Below are 17,190 nucleotides of genomic sequence, written 5' to 3' on the forward strand. Positions count from 1 at the left end.
GTGCACGGATCAATCAGGATGCACATTTCACCTGGAACGTCCGCATGTCAACGAGTCGGCGTCGCCTTGCTCGATGCAGCTTCGCTCCGTGCACGGATCGACCGGTCCGGGCGGCACAATGGCGCGGTGGGTTCCATCGACTTGAACGGCCATCCCGGACACCTGATCCGCCGCGTCCAGCAGGTGCACACGATGCTGTGGACGGCCGCGGTCTCGGCGGAGATCACGCCGCCCCAGTTCGCGGTGCTCAACGGGCTCGCCGCCGCGGACGGCCTCGACCAGCGCACCCTCGCCGGGCGGGTCGCGCTGGACCGCTCCACCGCCGCCGACGTGATCGCGCGGCTGGTGCGGCGCGGGCTGGTCGAGCGCGCGCGGGACAGCTCGGACGGCAGGCGCAACGTGCTGCGGCTGACCGGCACCGGTCGCGACGAGCACGCCGGTCTGGTGCGGCGCACCGAGCGGATGATCGAGATCCTGCTGACCCCGTTGGACGGCGCGGAACGCGAGCAGCTGCTCGGGCTGCTGGAACGAGTCGCGCAGGCCGGGGAACGCATCCGCGACCCCGGGTGAGCGGTCGCGCGGCGTCAGAATCCGGGGTTCGCGGGTGGTTCGGTGCCGTGCAGCCAGGTGCCGAAGAACTCGGCCAGCGACCGGCCGGCGATCTCCTCGGCCAGCGCGGTGAAGTCGGCGGTGCGCACCGTGCCGTGCCGGTGCTCGGCGACCCAGCGGCGCAGCAGACCGCCGAAGGCCTCGTCACCCAGCTCGACGCGCAGCGCGTGCAGCGCCAGCGCGCCCCGCTTGTACACGCCCGGGTCGAACATCCGCGCCACGCCCGGATCGGCCACCCGCAGACCGGGTTCGGCCGCCCGCATCCGGCGGTGCCAGTCGCGGGCGTGCTCGGCCGCGGTGCCCTCGCCGACGGCCTCCGCGAACAGCCACTCCGCGTAGGTCGCGAAGCCCTCGTTGAGCCAGATGTCGCGCCAGTCGCCGATGGTGAGGCTGTTGCCGAACCACTGGTGCGCGAGCTCGTGCACCACCAGCCGCTCGTGGGTGCGGGTGCCGTCGAGCAGGTTCCGGCCGAACACCGCCATGCCCTGCGCCTCGATCGGCTCGTCCAGCTCGTCGTCGGCGATCACCACGACGTACTCGGCGAACGGGTACGGACCGAACAGACCGCACAGCACCCGCATGATCTCGTCGTGGCGGCCGAACGTCGCCTGCAACGCCGCCACCAGGTGCGGCGGCACCGCGGCGCGCTGCGGCACCGGATCGGCGGCGAGCGCCACCTCCCGGTAGCGGCCGGTGTGCACGCCCATCAGGTAGGTCGGGGTCGGTTCGGCCCGCTCGTAGACCCACCGCTCGGTGCCCGCGCCCGCCGCGCGCCGGGACACCAGGTCGCCGGTGACCAGCACGTCGAACCCGGCGTCGGCGGTGACCGCGACCCGGTAGGCGGCCTGGTCGGACGGGTGGTCGTTGCACGGGAACCAGGACGGTGCGCCGATCGGCTGGCTGGCCACCAGCGAGCCCTCGGTCAGCTCGTCCCAGCCGATGTCGCCCCACCGGCCGCGGATCGGGCTCGGGTTGCCCGCGTACCGCACCCGCACCCGGAACCGGCCGCCGCAGGCGATCGGCTTCGCGAGGCGCAGGCGCAGCTTCCCGGCGCGGTGGGTGAACTTGGCGGGCCGGTCGTCGACGGTCACCCGGCGCACCCGCAGGTCCGCGAAGTCCAGGCTCAGCGCGGACAACGCCTGCTCGGCCACCGCGGTGAGCACCGCTTCCCCGGACAGCCGGTTCGGGCCGACCCGGTAGTCCAGATCCAGGTCGTAGTGCTCCACCCGGTAGCCGCCGTTGCCGTGCTCCGGCAGGTACGAGTCGGTCGAGCGGTCCGCGCCGGGCGTGGCGGTCATGCCCGCCACGCCGAGATCGGGTTGCCGCACCAGCGCGAATCCGCGGGCACCGCGTCGCCGCGGGTGATCAGCGAACCGGGTCCGACGGTGGTGCGCGCGCCGATGCCCGCGCCCGGCAGCACGATGCCGTGCGGTCCCAGCGTCGCGCCCTGCCCCAGCGCCACCTCGTCCATGCTCATGATCCGATCATGGAACAGGTGGGTCTGCACCACGCACCCCCGGTTGATCGCCGCACCAGCGCCGATGCGCACCAGGTCGGCCTCCGGCAGCCAGTAGGTCTCCACCCACGCGCCGCGGCCGATGCGCGCGCCCATCGTGCGCAGCCACAGCGACAGCAGCGGAGTACCGGTCGCCGGACCGGCCAGCCACGGCACCGCGAGCACCTCGACGAACGTGTCGGCGAGTTCCCCGCGCCACACGAAGGAGCTCCACAGCGGGCGCTGCCGCACCCGGAACCGGCCGATCAGCAGCCACTTCGCCAACGTCGTCACCGCGCACGCCAGCACGCCCGCCACCAGCAGCACGATCCCGGACAGCGCGGCGGCCGCCCACGGGCCCGCGGCCCGCCACAGCTCGGCGAGGACGCCGAGCACCAGCACCGCCAGCGCCACCGACACCATCACCGGCACGATCCGGCACAGCTCCACCAGCGCGCGGGCGAACACCAGCCGCAGCGGCGGGTCGAAGGTGCGCTCGGAGTCCGCGGCCACCTGCGCGCGCCGCAACGGCATCGGCGGCAGGCCCAGGTAGGAGGACCCCTTCTTCGCCTTCCGCGGCGTCGAGGACAGCACCCCGACCAGTCCCCGCTTCGGCACCGACCGACCCGGCGCGGTCATCCCGGAGTTGCCGAGGAACGCCTCCTTGCCGATGCGGGCCGGGGCGACGTGCAGCCAGCCGCGGGAGAGCTCGTAGGTGGCGACCATCGTGTCGTCGGCGAGGAACGCGCCGTCGGCGACCTTCGTCATCTTCGGCACCGCGAGCACCGTGGAGATCTCCGCGCCGCGCCCCACCTTCGCGCCGAGCAGCCGCAGCCACATCGGGGTGAACGTGCTGGCGTACAGCGGGAACAGCGCGGTGCGCGCCATGCCCATCAGCCGTTCCGAGGTCCACACCTGCCAGCCGATCCGGCCGTGCACCGCGTGGTGCCCCTCGCGCAGCCCGATCCCGAGGGCGCGCACCGCCAGCAGCACCAGCAGCGCGTACCCGCCGAAGTAGGCGGCCGTGGCGGCCGGGACCAGCGGCAGCACCCGCCGCACCGCGTCCTCCGCGGTCGCCGCCGCCACCAGCTCGGGGACGACGACCGCCAGCGCGGGCAGCGCCGCCAGCACCGGCACCAGCGCGAACAGCACCGAGGTCAGCCCGTACACCGCGCTCCACCGGCGGGAGCGGGGCGCGCGCTGCGCGGGCCACTTCGCGGGGGCACCGGAGGTGCGGGCCGCAGGCGAGCCGGACCAGCGCTGCCGGGCGGGGACCACGCCGTGCACGGTGGATCCGGCGGCGGCCTCCGCTCCCTTGCCGACGTGCGCGCCCGGCAGCAGCGTGCTGCGCGCGCCGACCCGCGCCCCCGCACCGACCCTGATCCGTCCGATGTGGACGACGTCGCCGTCGACCCAGTACCCGGACAGGTCCACCTCGGGTTCGACCGCCGCCCCGCGGCCGATCTTGAGCAGGCCGGTGACCGGCGGCGGCGAGTGCAGGTCCACGTCGTCGCCGATCTTCGCGCCCAGCGCCCTCGCGTAATGCGTGGTCCAGAACGCGCCGGACACCGCGCTCGCCGCGCACCGCTGATCCCACTGCTGCGCGGCCCACAACCGCAGGTGCACGCCGCCACCGCGCGGGTAGTCGCCGGGCCGCACCCGGTGCAGCAGCAACCGGATGCCGCTCACCGCGAGCGCGATCCGGCCCGGCGGGCTGAACAGCACCAGCCACGCCACCAGCAGCAGCCACCAGGACACCGGCGGCGCCCACGGGGCACCGGACGCCGCCAGCAGGGTGCCGCCCGCGGCCAGCACCGCGGTCCAGCGCAACCCGGTGAGGGTGGTCAGCGGGATCAGCAGTGCGAGCTGCGCCCAGCCCATCCGCCGGGGTACCTCGGCGATCTCGCGCCGATCGGCGGTCACCGCGTCCAGCTCGTCGAGCTGCGCGGCCAGCTCCCCGAGGCGCGGGCGCTGGTAGACGTCGGCGACGGAGACCTGCGGGTGCCGGGCGCGCAGCTTCGCCACCAGTTGCGCGGCGGCGAGGCTGCCGCCACCGAGGGCGAAGAAGTCGGCGCGCGGGCCGTCCGGGCGCATGCCCAGGACCTCCGACCACTCCGCCGCCAGCCACGTTTCGGTGGCCGACAGCGCGCCGTCCGCCGCGGGCTCCCGGCTCGGCAGCGGCCAGGGCAGCGCGGCCCGGTCGACCTTGCCGGAGGTGCGGGTCGGCAGCTCCGCCACCACCGCGGGCAGCGGCACCAGCGAGGCCGGAAGCACGTCGCGCAGCCGCCGCACCGCCTCGTCGGTGTCGAACTCCGGGTCCTCGGCGACCAGGTAGCCGACGAGCAGCTCGCCGCCCGCCTTCGTGCGCCGCACCGCCGCCGCGGCACCCGCCACGCCGGGCAGGGCCTGCAGCGCGGCATCGACCTCGCCGAGTTCGATGCGCCTGCCGCCGAGCTTGATCTGCTCGTCGGCGCGGCCCACGAACACCAGGCCCTCCGGGTCGGCGCGGACCAGGTCACCGCTGCGGTAAGCCCGCTCCCAGCCCAGCGAGGGCAGCGGCGCGAACTTCTCCGCGTCCTTGGCCGGATCCAGGTAGCGGGCGAGCCCCACGCCGCCGATGACCAGTTCGCCCTGCTCGCCCGGCCGGACCGGTTCGCCCGCGGCGTCCACGACGGCGAGCCGCCAGCCGTCCAGCGGCAGCCCGATCCGCACCGGTCCCGCACCGTCGAGGCGCGCCGCGCACGCCACCACCGTCGCTTCGGTCGGGCCGTAGGTGTTCCACACCTCCCGGCCGTCGGCGACGAGCCGCTCGGCCAGCTCCGGCGGGCACGCCTCCCCGCCGAAGATCAGCAACCGCACGTCGGCGAGCGCCTCCGGCGGCCACAGCGCGGCGAGCGTCGGGACCGTGGAGACCACGCTGATCCGCCGCCGCACCAGCCACGGCCCCAGGTCCGCGCCGGTGCGCACCAGCGATCGCGGCGCGGGCACCAGGCAGGCACCGCGCCGCCACGCCAGCCACATCTCCTCGCAGGACGCGTCGAACGCCACCGACAGGCCCGCCAGCACCCGGTCGCCCGGTCCGATCGGATCGTCGGCGAGGAACAGCCGGGCCTCGGCGTCCGCGAACGCGGCCGCCGCGCGGTGCGGCACCGCCACGCCCTTCGGGGTGCCGGTGGAACCGGAGGTGAAGATGATCCACGCGTCGTCGTCCGGCGTCGGCGCACCGGACGCGCCGGACGGGGTGCCGAGCAGTTCGGGTTCGCCACCGGTCAGCACCGCGCACACCCCGGCCTCACCGAACACCAGGTCGGCGCGCTCCTGCGGGTCGTCGGCGTCCACCGGGACGTAGGCCGCGCCCGCCGCCAGCACCGCGAGCACCGCGAGGTACAGCTCGGCGGTACCGGATTCGACGCGGACGCCGACCCGGTCACCGCGGCCCACGCCGAGGTCGGCCAGCCGCCGGGCCGCGGCCCGGACCTGCTCGTCCAGCTCCCGGTAGGTGAGGGTCCGCTCGCCCGCGTCCAGCGCGAGGGCGTCCGGGTGGGCGCGCGCGGTCGCGGCGAAGACGTCGAGCAGGGTGCGCTCGGGCGCGGCCGGGCCGGAGTCGAACCGGGCGATCGGAGCGTCCGGAGCCGGGTCGGTGGGCTCGGGTTCCGGCCCGGGCGTCGCGACGTCCGCCCCGGAGACCTCCGGTGCGGGCTCAGGACCGGGAACCTCCGGTGCGGGCTCAGAACCGAGAACCTCCGGTGCAAGCTCGGCCCCGGGGACCTCCGGCCCGGGCGTCGCGACGTCCGCCCTGGAGACCTCCGGTGCGGGCTCGGCGACGTCCGCCGCGGGAACCGCCGGTGCGGGCTCAGAACCGAGAGCTTCCGGCGCGGCCTCGGCGATGTCCGGCGCGGGTTCGGCGGCTCCCGCCGCGTCCCCGGCGCTCGGCTCCAGCAAGGTGCGCGCCAACGCCGCCGCAGCGGTCGTCGACCCCGGGGAGTGCGCCAGCAGATCGGTGATCGGGGTGGTGCCCGGTCCCGCTCCGGTCCCGCGGTTCATCGACACCGTCAACGGAGCGTCCTTCCGCCCGCGCCACCCGCAGCCGGCAGCCGATCACCGTTGACGCCCATGTCCCACCCTTTTCCCCGCCGACGTCCGCGGACCCCACCTCCGCAGCTGAGAACGATCACATTACCCCTGGTGAGCGGCACGATCGGCAGCAACGCCCATCGGAGGTGTCACGCCTCACCGCGTTTCCGACCGGCCGGTCAATGCTCGGTGAACGTTCCTACCCGGGCAGGTGACCAGGTTCTGCCGCACTTCACCCGATGCGCGGGAGCTCGGGCGCTCGGCGACCACGCACCGGACCGGGCGCGCACCACGGCGGTGCTAGCGGATCACCGACGCGCCAGCACGTTAAGGCGAACCTCGGATTCGATTCAGCACCGTGCGTCCCGGTCCGCGCCGCTCGCACCCAGCGGCGAGCCCGCACCGATCTCACCATGGCTGGACGCCCACCGGAGCAGCTCCGGCGCGGCCGGCGGAACCGCTGGGAGGTGCGATGCGAGGTCGGGGCAGGCACGGCACGGGCACCATCGCGCGCCCGGTGCTGGAGGACGCGCTCGCCACCGCCACCCGCAACCGGGTCTGCCTGGTGATCGCGGCGGCGGGCTGGGGCAAGACCACCGCGGTCCGCTCCTGGGCGGCGACCGCGGACGGCACGGCCTGGTGGTCCCCCGAGGGTGCCGACGACGACGCGGCACGGCTGCTGGCGGCCCTCGTCGACGCCGCGCTCCCCCACCTCCCCGGTCCCGCCCCGGAAACCGACGGCGACGCGGTGCGCGACTGGCTGCGCGCGCTGCCGGTGGACCTGCACCTGGTCGTCGACGACCTGCACGAAGCCGGAGAGCCGGTGGCCGCGCTGCTGGCCGACCTGTGCCGGACCGCGCCGCCGCGGCTGCGGATCGTGCTGCTGTCCCGGCACGAACCGCCGTTCTCGCTGGAACGGCTGCGCGGGCAGGGCAAGGTCACCGAGATCGACGCCGGGTTGCTGGCCTTCGACACCGAGGAGATCGCCCAGCTCGTCGAGCACGCCCTCGGCACCGGGGACGTCGCGCTGGCCCGCGAGCTCGGCGAGCGCAGCGGCGGCTGGCCGGCCGCGGTGTGCCGCGCCATCGAGTCGCTGCGCGCCGTCCCGGAGCCGCGCGGCGGCGGGCTGCCGCCCGCCACCCGGTTCCACCCGTACCTCGCCGAGGAGGTCCTGGGCCGCGAACCGGAACGGGCACGGCACGCGCTGCACCGGCTGGCCGTGCTGGGCGACGTCACCCACGAGGAGCAGGGCGGCGTGCTCACCGACCTCGCCCGGCGCGGGCTGCTGCGCCCCGCCTCCAGCGGGCGGTGGGCGCTGGTGCCGCCGCTGGCCGAGTTCCTCGCCGAACCGCGCACCGTCACCCCCGAGGTCCGCACCGAGCTGCACCGGCAGGCCGCCGAGGAGCACCACCGCGCGGGCAGGCACGAACGCGCGCTGCGGCACCTGATCGCCGCCCGCGAGACCGAGCGCTGCGTCGCGCTGCTGGTGGAGGCGGGCGCCCGGTTGCTCGACGACGGGCACGCGGACGTGGTGCTCGACGCCGCCACCCTGCTCGGCGATCCGCCCGACCGGCTGATCGCCCGCGTCGTCGGGCAGGCGCACCGGCTGCGCGGGCGCTGGCCGGAGGCCGCCGCCTGCTGGGTTCGGGCCGGTGACCCCGCCGAACCCGGCCTGGCGTGGCGGATCGCCGACGCCGCGCTGGCCAGGGCCGAACCCGCCGCGGCGCTCGCCGCCTGCGCGGTCGCCGCGGACACCGCGGGCGACCCGGTCGACGAGGTCCGGCTGCACGCGACCGCGGCGCTGGCGCACCGGCTCACCGGCGACCTCGCCCGCGGCGAACACGCGGCCCGGCGTGCCACCGAGATCGCCGAGCAACGCGGGCACCCGCGCACCGCACCCGTCGCCGCGCTGGCCGGTGCCGTGCTCGCCGCCGCCCGCGGCGACCAGCGCGCGGCGCGCACCGCGTGGTTCGCCGCCGCCGAGCACGCGCCCGAAGCCCACCTCGGCAGGCTGCACGTGCTGCGCGCGCTGCACCGGACCGAATCCGGCGAGCCGGGCGCGGCGCTGGCGCAGGCCGATGCGGCGCTGCGCATCGCCGAGCAGCACCACGACCCGCTGCTGCGCGCGCACGCGCTCACCCAGCGCGCGCACGCGCTGACCAGGCTCGGCCGGTTCGACGAGGCCACCGTCGCGGTCGACGCGGCCTGCGAGGTGTTCGGCCGCTTCGGCACCGGGTTCCTCGCTTGGCCGCTGTGCGTGCGCGGCGACGTGCACCGGTTGCGCGGCAGGCTCGAACGCGCCCGATCCGCCTACGAGGAGGCGCTGTCGCTGGCCGAGCCGGCCCGCGACCTGCTCGCCACGAGCACCGCGCTGATCGGTCTCGCGCGCACCCGCGCCGCCGACGACCCGGCGCGGGCCCGGCTGCTCGCCCAGCGCGCCATCGACCTCGGCGAGCACCTGCACGAGGTGCGCGCGCTGCTCACCCGCGGCTGGATCTCGTGGGAGGCCGGGGACGTCGCACCCGCCAGGGCGGACGCGGCGCTCGCGGCCGAACAGGCCCGCAGCCGCGGGGACGAACCGGGACTGGCGGAGGCGCTCGCGCTCACCGCCGTCACCTCCACCGATCCGCTGGAGCACGGGCCCGCGCTGGACGAGGCGGTGCAGATCTGGCGGGACGGCGGCTTCGCCCTCGACGAGGCGCAGGCCGTGCTGCTGCGCCACCGCCTCGATCCGGCGCCCGGCGGGACCGGGGCGGTCGCCGAACTCGCCGAACGCACGCTGCTGGAGCACGGCGCCTCCCCCGATGCCCGGGCCGCCGCCGGTCCGCTCGCCGCGGTCGCCCGGCTGGCGCCGCCGGTGCTGGTGCGCGCGCTCGGCGTGTTCCGGATCGAGCACGCCGGCGTGCCGGTGCCGCGCGCGGCCTGGCAGTCCCGCAAGGCGCGCGACCTGCTGAAGATCCTCGTCGCCAAGCGGCGCCCGATGCGCCGGGAGGAGCTGATGGAACTGCTGTGGCCGGAGGTCGACCCGGTGCGCGCCGGCAACCGGCTCTCGGTGCTGCTGTCCACCGTGCGCGACGTGCTGGCCACCTCGGGCCCGTCGGCCGGTTCGGTGCTGCGCACCAATGAGACCGGCACCGTCGGTCTCGATCCGCGGTACGTGCGCATCGACGTCGAATCGTTCCTCGCGCTCGCCGAGCGGGCGCTGCAGGCGGACCGCGAGGACTCCCCCGGCGCGACCGCCCTGCTGCTGGACGCCGAAGCCGCCTACACCGGCGACTTCCTGGAGGACGACCCGTACCAGGAGTGGGCGGACGCGCCGGCCGACGAACTGCGCACCACGCACGCCGCGCTGCTGCGGGCGCTGACCCGCCGGTCCCGCGACGAAGGCGACACCGACCGGGTGGCGCGGTTCGCGCTGCGGCTGCTGCGCGACGACCAGTACGACGAGGAGGCCCACCTCGACCTGGTCGCCACCCTGCTGCGCGCGGAGCGCTTCGGCGAGGCGCGGCGCCGCTACGAGCTCTACCGGAAGCGGATGCAGGAGATCGCCATCGCTCCCCGTCCGTTCCCCGACGTCCCCGGGACCCGTCGCTCCGTTCCCTCCGACGAGTGAGGATTCTGCCCGGGACGGGTGATACAGGCTCATCTCTAAGGAAACCTTAAACCGCCCTGAACTGCGGTTTCCTACTCTCGCCGGGTGCACTACGCCCTCCCGGGGTGCTCATGAGCGCACCCGCCCCGATCCGACCGGCCACGTCCGCCGTGTCCCGGTCGAACTTCGGCTTCTCGCCGGACGGCCGGGAGATCGCGTGCATCCGCACCAGCGCCGAGGTCTCCACCCTGGAGCTGTGGTCGTTCGCCGCGCGCGGACCGGGACCGCACTCGCCGCGCACCCGCCGCTTCGGCCAGCTGCCCGGGAAGGTCCGCGGCGAACCGGAACTCGTGCACACCGACTCCGGCGTCGATCCCCGCGCGCAAGTGCTGCCGCTCGGCGACGGCCGGGTGCTGCTGCTGGTGAACCGCGGCGGCGGGCTCGCCGAACTGGAGCTGGTGGACCCGGCCGCGCCGCAGGCGCACATCGTGGGCCAGGTGCGCGCCGCGGACGGTTACCTGCTGCCGAGCCCGTCGGCGGCACAACTGGGCTTCCTCGTAGCGCGGGAGGACCCGGAACGGACGGCCGTCTGGCGACTCACCGACGGCCCGCCCGGTGTCGAGCCACTCGTGCGGCTGCCCGGCGCCGCCACTGGGGGTGTGTGGCTCGACACCGACGCGGATCTGCTCGCGCTGAACCTGACTCGGCCCGGTCAGGCCGTCGAAGGGGTGCTGGCGGATCTGCGGCGCGGCTCGTGGCAGCCGCTGTTCTCGCTGTCGCCGAGCAGCGACGACCGCATCCTGCTGCACCACCAGCGTTCCAAGCTGCTGCTGGTGCGCTCCACCTCCAGCGGCGCGGACCGGGTCGGCTGGGTGCTGCTGGACGGGGCGGGCAGCGTCCGGTTCCCGGACCGGCTGTGCCCGACGCACATCCCGCTGACCGTCGACGACGGCGGGCAGCGGGTGCTGCTGCGCCGCGAGTCGGGCGCGCTGTCCGCGCTCGACCTGTACGCGCCGCGCGAGGACAAGCTGACCGCGCTGACCCTGCCGCCCGGCCGCACCGGCGACCGGGCGCACCTCAACGGCAAGACCGTGCGGGTGCCGTTCTCCTCCCCCGCGCGGCCGTCGACGCTGGTCACGGTGTCGCCGAGCGGGTCCTGCTCGGCGCTGCCCGAGGAGGCCGGCCGGGAGCTGCCGCCGTGGGCGTCGGCGGACCTGCTGCGCCTCGGCGGCGGCATCGAGGCCGTCGTCTACGGCGGCAGCCAGTGGCGGACCTGCGACCACGTGGTGCTCGCGCTGCACCACACCGAGGGCGAGCTGTGGCGGTGGGAGTTCCACCCGCTGTTCCAGGACCTGGCCTCGGTCGGGGTGGCCGTCATCGCGCCGAACCGCCGCTCCGACGACGGCCGGTGGGGTGGGCCGGACCTGGCCGGGGTGATCTCGCTCGGGCACCACCTGCGGTCCCAGCGCGCCGGACTGCCCGGGCCGATCCTGCTCGGCGGCGGTCACGGCGGGCGGCTCGGGTTGCAGGCCGCGGGCAGCACCCCCGGGCTGTGGTCGGCGTGCGTGGCGCTGGCCCCGCTGCTGCGGGAGGGGGACGAGCTGGCGCGGGCGGCCGCGGCGAACACCGCGCCGGTGCTGCTGGTGCACGGCACCGGCGACGAGCTGGTGCCGGTGGACCGGGCCCGGTCGCTGCGCCACGAGCTGGCCGGACCGGCGCTGTCCGGGCCCGCGCTGCGGTACCTGGAGGTGGACGCCGGGCACGACGACGTGGCCGCGGCGTCCGGCGGGGCGCTGCGGGAGCAGGTCGTGGCGTTCTGCCGGGGCGGCCTCACCCCCTCACCCGAGGTGCGCTGAGCGCGGTCGGGCACACTGATCGGCCATGAGCTCCACGGTTCTGGTCCTCGGCGGCCGCAGCGAGATCGGTGTCGAACTGGCCGCGCGCCTGGTCGGCGAGGGTGACCGCGAGGTGGTCCTGGCCGCGCGGCGCAGCGGCGACCTCGACGAGCAGGAAGCGCGGCTGCGCGCGGCGGGCGCGGTGGCCGTGGAACGGGTCGAGTTCGACGCCGACGACCTCGCCTCGCACCGGCCGCTGCTGGACGAGCTCACCGCCCGGCACGGTTCGCTCGACGACGTGATCGTCTCCTTCGGCATCCTCGGCGACCAGGAGCGGGCCGAGCAGGACGCCGAGCACGCCGTGTCGATCGTGCACACCGACTACGTCGCGCACGTCTCCGTGCTCACCCACCTCGCGAACCTGCTGCGCGCCCAGGGCCGCGCGCGGCTGGTGGTGTTCTCCTCGGTGGCCGGGGTGCGGGTGCGGCGGGCCAACTACGTGTACGGGTCCGCGAAGGCCGGGCTGGACGGGTTCGCCGCGGGCCTCGCCGACGCGCTCGCGGGCAGCGGCGTGCACCTGCTGGTGGTGCGGCCCGGGTTCGTCGTCGGGCGGATGACCGAGGGCATGTCCCCGGCACCGTTCTCCAGCACGCCCGGCCAGGTCGCCGACGCCGCCGCGAAGGCGCTGCGCCGGGGCCGGGTGGAGGTGTGGGTGCCGTTCGCCCTGCGGGTGCTGTTCGGCGTGCTGCGCTACGTGCCGCGCCCGATCTGGCGGCGGATGCCCCGGTAGGCCGCGGCCACTGGACGGATACCGCTGTTCTCGCCACACTGGAGCCTCATCGGGTTCCGGGCCTGAGGTGCCTGCCCGAACCGGCGTCCAGGTGTTGGAGTGAAGGTGCCCTCATGACGACCGATCGCAACGTTCTCGGTGGCGAGCTGGAGCCCTGCGGCACCGACCCGCTCACCGGTTTCTACCGCGACGGATGCTGCTCGACCGGGCCGGAGGACGTCGGCGAGCACACGGTGTGCGCCGTGGTCTCCACCGAATTCCTGGTGCAGCAGCAGGAAACGGGCAACGACCTGGTGACGCCGCGCCCCGAACACGGGTTCGCCGGGTTGCAGCCGGGTGACCGCTGGTGCGTGTGCGCCTCCCGCTGGCTGGAGGCGTACTCGGCGGGCGCCGCGCCGCCGGTGCTGCTGGCCGCCACGCACGCGAAGGCCATCGAGGTGGTGCCGCTGAGCGCGCTGCGGGAGCACGCGGTGGACGTGCCCGCGGATCCGAGCGCGCTGACCTGATCCGGGGCCGGAGCCCGGCGGCGTCCGATGCCGGGCGGCTCGGATCGCCCTGCGCGGAGGGTGCGCGCAGGGCGCGGTCCTGCGCGTCCGGCCCCGCTCGTGCTCGGCCGCGGTGCGGCCGCCGGTCCCTTCCGCAGCGGCGGTGAGGGATTGTCCCCCGCGATCACCGCGCGGAGCTTCGTCCACTGTGCACGGCAGCCGAGCGCGACGATCATCGCTCGGGCGAACCGACCCGACGGCGAACCGTCCACATCGACCACCGGCGCGCGCGAATTCCGCCCTCGATCCACGTGTTCCCGAACCGGGACCGCACCACTAGGGTGGTGGCGATCTTCGACGGGCCCGTTCCCGCGCCGCGCGGAACCGACGCGGACGTGTCGCCGATCGGCCGGGTCCCGAGTGGAGAGGCACCGATGATCAGCACCGCGCGCCGGACGTTCGGCGGTCTCGGATGGCCGGGCTACCTGATCGGCTGCGCGCTGGTCGCGCTGGCCTACTTCGTACTCGCGGACACGGCGGGCACCGAGGCGCTGCGCATCGTGCTGTACTGCGGGATCAGCGCCTCCGCGGTGCCCGCGCTGCTGCTGGGGATGCGCCGGTACCGGCCGCGGTGGCGGCTGCCGTGGCTGCTGATCGCCGCCAGCCAGACCGTGTACTTCCTCGCCGACGCGAGCTTCTACACCGCGCACTACCTGCTGGGCATCACCGCGTTCCCGTTCGTGGCCGACGTGCTGTACCTGGCGCACTACCCGCTGATCGTCACCGGGGTGCTGCTGCTGATCCGGGCGCGCACGCCGCGGCGCGACCTGCCGAGCCTGATCGACGCGACCGTGCTGGGCGTGGTCGCGGCGCTGCTGTCCTGGCTGTACCTGATCCAGCCGTTGACCAGCGCCGACGAGTCGGTGCTGACCACGTCGGCGTACGTGGCCTACCCGGTGCTGGACCTGGCGCTGCTGGCGGTGGGGCTGCGGCTGCTGCTCGACCCGGGTCCGCGGCCGCCGGCGTTCTTCCTGCTGGTGGCGAACCTGCTGGCGTTCCTCGCCGCCGACTCGGCCTACGTGTTCCAGCGCATCGACGGCAGCTACGCGGCGGGCAACTTCCTGGACGTGCTGTGGCTGGCCGGGAACATCGCGCTCGGCGCCGCCGGGCTGCACCCGACGATGGCGGCGCTGGCCCAGGCCGGTCCCGGCAAGGAGCTGAACCTGAGCCCGCTGCGGGTGGCGCTGCTCGCGGCCGCCTCGCTCATCGCGCCGGGCGTGCTGGTGCTGGAGAACTCGCGGGTGTCCGCGGGATCGGTGAACGCGATCGCGGTGGCCTGCGCGGTGCTGTTCCTGCTCACCCTGGGCAGGCTCGTGGTGATGGTCTCCGAGCAGCGCAGGCTCGCGGTGACCGACCCGCTCACCGGGCTGCACACCCGCCGGTACTTCGAGGCGGAACTGCCGAAGGCGCTGACCCGGGCGACCCGCACCCGCACCCGGATCGCCGTGTTCATCGCCGACATCGACCACTTCAAGGCCATCAACGACCGGTACGGGCACCCCGTCGGCGACCGGGTGCTGCTGGAGGTCTCGGCGCGGCTGCGCGCGGTGGTCCGCGACGGCGACGTGCTGGCCCGCTACGGCGGCGAGGAATTCGCGCTGCTGGTCACCGACGTCGTCCCGGAGGACGTGCCCGTGATCGCCGAACGGCTCCGGAACGCGATCGCGCAGGAACCGGTCGCCCGCGCCGAACGGGCGAGCATCGCGGTCACCACCTCCGTCGGGGCCGCCCTCGCCGACGGGTACCGCGACGACCCGGTGCGCATCGTCGCCGCGGCGGATCGCGCGCTGTACGCGGCGAAGGCCGAGGGACGCGACCGGATCTCCGTCGGCGACCGGCGCGCGGCGGCGTCCGAGCACACCGCCTCGCTGGGCTACCTGCACGCGGTCAGCGACCTCGTCGACCGGCACCTGTCCTCGCACTCGCACGGCCGCGCGGTCGGCTCCTACGCGCGGATCGTGTGCGAGGCGATGGGCGCGCCGGCCGCCATCGTGCAGGACACGGAACTCGCCGGGCGGCTGCACGACGTCGGCAAGATCGTGATCCCGGCGTCGGTGCTGGGCAAGCCCGCCGCGCTCGACGACGCCGAGTGGGGGCTGCTGCGCGAACACCCCGACCACGGCTACCGCTTGGTGCGCGCCGTGCCCGACCTCGACGGGATCGCCGAGATCGTGCGCCAGCACCACGAGCGCTGGGACGGCAAGGGCTACCCGCTGGGGCTGCGCGGCGAGGAGATCCGGCTGGAGGCGCGGATCGTGTCGGTGTGCGACGCGTGGGCCACGATGCTCTCGGACCGGCCGTACCGGCGCACCCTCACCGTGGACGAAGCGGTGCAGGAATTGCGCGACGGCAGCGGCAGCCAGTTCGACCCGGGCGTGGTGGACGCGTTCCTGCGGCTGCACGACGCGGGCGAGATCCACCGGCTGCCGCCGCTGCCCGCCGCCGACTAGCGGGGCGGGCCCAACTCCTGGTGCAGGTGCTGGGCGATGGCGTGCACGGCGCGTTCGAGGTCTTCCGGTGGTGGCGGAGAGGTGGGGGTGCCGTCCAAGTTCTCGCCCCTACCCCTGAAGTGGACGGTGACCTCGGCATTGGCCTGGCGGAAGTAGACGATGACGATCCGCTGACCATCGATCACCCGGTTGCACTGCAGCGTCACCGCACCGAGCCGCTGATCTGCCGGGGCAGGGGTCAAGAAGCGGTCCCGGCTCTTCCCGTCCGATCCCGCGCGGGCAAGTTCGACGTCCGGCGCGCCGGTGTCCTTGAGCGCCAAGGCGACGTCGACGTCGAGCCGAGTCCACGCCAGTTCGCCCCATCCGGCGGGACTGGCGTTGTCCCAACCGCAGTGCTGTGACAGGAAATCCCTCGGATGGTCCGGATCGGGAGCGTGCTGCCCACCCGACATCGGGGCCGCCGATCCGACGAGGGACGCCACGGACGCGGGCGGAACGTCCGCGCACGGGTGGAGCGACTCCCGGTAACCCGGGTCCTCCGGCGTCGTCAGCGCGCACGAGGCGCCCGACAACGCCACCAGCACCACGATCGCACTCGCCCGCACCACGCCGCGCAACGACCTGCTCACCAATCCGACTCGAGGAAGCTTCGCCGCGAAAAGTCTTCTTCCTCAACAGGTTCCAACGGCTCGCGACCGCTCACCGGACGTGCTGGCCGCTCCTCGCCGAAGTCCAGTTCCTCCGCCGCCCGGCGCGCGGCGGTGCTCGCCTCGACGATCTCCGAAGCCAACTCGGTCTCGCCCCAACGGCCGCAGGTCCCGGGAGCCAACCGGACATCTTCGACACGCCCCAGCGAGTCCACCACAACGGTGACGCCACCTGACGAGGAGACGCCCTTGAACCGGCCGTCGAGCACCGCCTGCGGATCCTCCCGGACCTTCGACATGTTCCGACCGAGTCGCGCCATCGCGTCCTCGATCCGCGCCTGCGCGTTCATCTGCTCGCCCTCACTTGATCGCATCGATTGCCATCCTGCACTCCCGGACCACCCCGGACACCGCTTTTTGCCTGCTCTCAATACCTTTGACGATCGCCATGGCGGCGGACACGGCAGCGAGGATCGCCGTGATCACCGCAGCGATCAGGGCGATGACTTTGCTGACGGTCGGGTCGGGGAATGCGAATGCCGCAGCCGCCACCCCGGCGACCGCGGAGATCACGCTGCCCAATGCGGTGATGGTCGTGATCGTCTCGGTCAGTGCTTCCTCCAGCGCTCCGGCCAGTTCGAGCAATGCCTCCGACATGCGGTCCGCCGGTCCGACTACCTTCTCGATCGTCGAACGCAGCCGTTCCAGTCGCTCGCTGAAGGCGATGAAGTCCCGTCCCCGCCAACCTTGGCCGATGTAGTCGCGGGTGACCTCCAGAGATTCCACCGCTGCTTCGGCAGCCGTGCGAATGCTCTCCGTTCGAGAGTTGTCCGCCCAGTTCTTCCTCGCGACCTCGCGGATCTTCGCCAGATCCAACTCCCGGACGGCGACCAGCTGCCCGGTGATGGGATTGGTCCCCTGCCCCGGCCCCGCTGGGGGCAGCAGCTTCACCACGGAGTCGAAGTCCCCGGTGAACTGCCAGAAGTCGGTGGACACGTGATCGAGCGGATTGCGCACGCCCGTCCTCCCCCGCCCGCTACCGCGGGCCCTCGTCGAGCTGTCGCCGCACCCGTCCCAGGTCGTCCACCATCTGCTGTTCCCTGGCCAGGTACTCCTCGGCGGAACGCTGGACGTCGAGAGCCAACCGCTCGGC

The 17,190-nt window shown here is 74.5% G+C and carries 11 protein-coding genes; 6 read left to right on the forward strand and 5 right to left on the reverse strand.

Annotation, left to right across the window (positions count from 1 at the left end; all coding sequences use genetic code 11):
• Nucleotides 1–126 precede the first annotated feature (126 nt).
• Nucleotides 127–570 (forward strand): MarR family winged helix-turn-helix transcriptional regulator, encoded by a 444-nt coding sequence (locus tag AC29IT_RS03050; protein ID WP_488217725.1) that lies wholly within the window; start codon nucleotides 127–129, stop codon nucleotides 568–570.
• A 14-nt stretch (nucleotides 571–584) separates the two neighbouring features.
• On the opposite strand, the gene AC29IT_RS03055 is transcribed toward AC29IT_RS03050, so the two are convergent.
• Together AC29IT_RS03055 and AC29IT_RS03060 are read right to left on the reverse strand one after the other, a co-directional pair.
• Nucleotides 585–1,907, reverse strand: a complete 1,323-nt coding sequence (locus AC29IT_RS03055) for a M1 family metallopeptidase (protein ID WP_488217912.1) — start codon at nucleotides 1,905–1,907, stop codon at nucleotides 585–587.
• Nucleotides 1,904–6,154 (reverse strand): Pls/PosA family non-ribosomal peptide synthetase, encoded by a 4,251-nt coding sequence (locus AC29IT_RS03060; RefSeq protein WP_488217913.1) that lies wholly within the window; start codon nucleotides 6,152–6,154, stop codon nucleotides 1,904–1,906. Before AC29IT_RS03060 ends, AC29IT_RS03055 begins: the two co-directional genes overlap by 4 nt.
• Nucleotides 6,155–6,650: 496 nt before the next feature.
• Here AC29IT_RS03060 and AC29IT_RS03065 point away from each other — a divergent pair, with 496 nt between their 5' ends.
• The 5 genes from AC29IT_RS03065 (at nucleotide 6,651) to AC29IT_RS03085 (ending at nucleotide 15,390) form a co-directional block, all read left to right on the forward strand.
• Entirely contained in the window at nucleotides 6,651–9,791 is a 3,141-nt protein-coding gene (locus AC29IT_RS03065; protein WP_488217726.1) for an AfsR/SARP family transcriptional regulator, read from the forward strand.
• 110 nt (nucleotides 9,792–9,901) lie between these two features.
• Nucleotides 9,902–11,626, forward strand: a complete 1,725-nt coding sequence (locus AC29IT_RS03070) for an alpha/beta hydrolase family protein (protein ID WP_488217727.1) — start codon at nucleotides 9,902–9,904, stop codon at nucleotides 11,624–11,626.
• A 25-nt stretch (nucleotides 11,627–11,651) separates the two neighbouring features.
• On the forward strand, nucleotides 11,652–12,395 hold the full coding sequence (gene dprE2 / locus AC29IT_RS03075; protein WP_358437991.1) for a decaprenylphospho-beta-D-erythro-pentofuranosid-2-ulose 2-reductase: 744 nt from the start codon (nucleotides 11,652–11,654) through the stop codon (nucleotides 12,393–12,395).
• A gap of 113 nt (nucleotides 12,396–12,508) precedes the next feature.
• A complete protein-coding gene (locus AC29IT_RS03080) occupies nucleotides 12,509–12,901 on the forward strand; it encodes a DUF2237 family protein (protein ID WP_224959131.1) in 393 nt (130 codons plus the stop codon).
• Nucleotides 12,902–13,314: 413 nt separating this feature from the next.
• Entirely contained in the window at nucleotides 13,315–15,390 is a 2,076-nt protein-coding gene (locus AC29IT_RS03085; RefSeq protein WP_488217728.1) for a bifunctional diguanylate cyclase/phosphohydrolase, read from the forward strand.
• On the opposite strand, the gene AC29IT_RS03090 is transcribed toward AC29IT_RS03085, so the two are convergent.
• The 3 genes from AC29IT_RS03090 to AC29IT_RS03100 are packed head-to-tail and all read right to left on the reverse strand — an operon-like array spanning nucleotide 15,387 to nucleotide 17,054.
• On the reverse strand, nucleotides 15,387–16,007 hold the full coding sequence (locus AC29IT_RS03090) for a hypothetical protein (RefSeq protein WP_488217729.1): 621 nt from the start codon (nucleotides 16,005–16,007) through the stop codon (nucleotides 15,387–15,389). The two genes, AC29IT_RS03085 and AC29IT_RS03090, sit on opposite strands and share 4 nt — an antisense overlap.
• Before the next feature lie 8 nt (nucleotides 16,008–16,015).
• Nucleotides 16,016–16,411, reverse strand: a complete 396-nt coding sequence (locus AC29IT_RS03095; RefSeq protein WP_488217730.1) for a YbaB/EbfC family nucleoid-associated protein — start codon at nucleotides 16,409–16,411, stop codon at nucleotides 16,016–16,018.
• Nucleotides 16,398–17,054 (reverse strand): WXG100 family type VII secretion target, encoded by a 657-nt coding sequence (locus AC29IT_RS03100; protein WP_488217731.1) that lies wholly within the window; start codon nucleotides 17,052–17,054, stop codon nucleotides 16,398–16,400. Before AC29IT_RS03100 ends, AC29IT_RS03095 begins: the two co-directional genes overlap by 14 nt.
• Between the last annotated feature and the right edge of the window lie 136 nt (nucleotides 17,055–17,190).

The sequence above is a fragment of the Saccharopolyspora sp. MMCC62 genome, from assembly GCF_057736575.1.